The 1067-nt window shown below is 45.6% G+C and carries 3 protein-coding genes; 2 read left to right on the top strand and 1 reads right to left on the bottom strand.

The window, feature by feature from the left end; all coding sequences use genetic code 11:
• The coding region (locus R7Q38_RS24645; RefSeq protein WP_318114701.1) for a DUF2492 family protein at window positions 1-123 on the top strand (123 nt) is incomplete at its 5' end.
• A gap of 116 nt (window positions 124-239) precedes the next feature.
• A complete protein-coding gene (locus R7Q38_RS24650; RefSeq protein WP_005455144.1) occupies window positions 240-824 on the top strand; it encodes a YhgN family NAAT transporter in 585 nt (194 codons plus the stop codon).
• 53 nt (window positions 825-877) lie between these two features.
• Here R7Q38_RS24650 and R7Q38_RS24655 read toward each other — a convergent pair.
• The coding region (locus R7Q38_RS24655; RefSeq protein ID WP_318114699.1) for a DUF1145 domain-containing protein at window positions 878-1067 on the bottom strand (190 nt) is incomplete at its 5' end.

The raw sequence follows: 1067 nt of genomic DNA on the forward strand, positions 1-1067 counted from the left end.
CATACTTGTAAGTTGAATGATCTAGACTTAGATGCATTGCTAACCTTTTTATTACAGCGCGATAAGGTTCGCGAACTCGAAGGCAAGTTCGTCGTCAACATGGCGCGTATTTGCAACCATTAAGCGGCGTCTGAGGTTGTTTCGGTAATCGAGGGCGTATCTGATTTCGCCCTTAGCCGTATACTCGCACAATCTCCTTACTATACACTGGTCGCCATTTTTTTCGTCGAGGCCAGAACATGGATATTCTTTCTGCAGCGACCATGCTGTTTCTTATCATGGACCCTCTTGGCAATTTGCCCATTGTGTTGTCCATTCTTAAACACATCGATCCCAAACGTCGTCGTAAGGTGCTCATCCGCGAGCTGATTTTTGCCTTATTGATTTTGATGTTGTTCTTGTTCGCCGGACAAAGCATCCTGAGCTTTTTGCACGTACAGCCGGAAACTTTGAGTATCTCTGGTGGCATCATCTTATTTATCATCGCAATTAAGATGATTTTCCCAAGTGCAGGGAGCATCACCGGGTTAGCGGCGGGTGAAGAGCCGTTTATTGTGCCAATGGCAATTCCAATGATTGCTGGCCCATCAGTGATTGCCGCGTTGCTTCTGCTTTCTTCCCAGCATCCCGACAAACTGGTCGAACTCTCAGCGTCGGTGGTGATTGCGTGGGGCGCGACCTTCTTTATTTTGATGTTCTATGGCTTTTTCAATCGTCTGTTGGGCGAACGCGGTCTGAAAGCGGTGGAACGCTTGATGGGCTTGTTATTGGTGATGATTTCCACCCAGATGTTCCTAGATGGTGTGAAAAGCTATTTGGGATAAATCAAAGACAACAAAAAGCCGCTCTAGTGAGCGGCTTTTCTTTATAACGATGTTTACATCATGTGTTTACGACGAATGTCGAGCAGGGCAAAAATACCAAAAATCAAAATGGAGTACTTTTCCCAACTGCTCATCTGAATCTTATCGCCAAATGCACCAATGAAGATCGCCATTTGCAAACCGTGCATGATGAACAAGAAGGCTGTCATGATGTACAACGCAATCGCAGCATTACCTGGAAAT

The organism is Vibrio sp. Vb0598, assembly GCF_033338935.1.
GTDB lineage: Bacteria > Pseudomonadota > Gammaproteobacteria > Enterobacterales > Vibrionaceae > Vibrio > Vibrio alginolyticus.

Excerpts from the sequence above, each read along its gene's own strand:
- R7Q38_RS24650 (WP_005455144.1), top strand. The coding sequence starts at position 240 with ATGGATATTCTTTCTGCAGCGACCATGCTGTTTCTTATCATGGACCCT.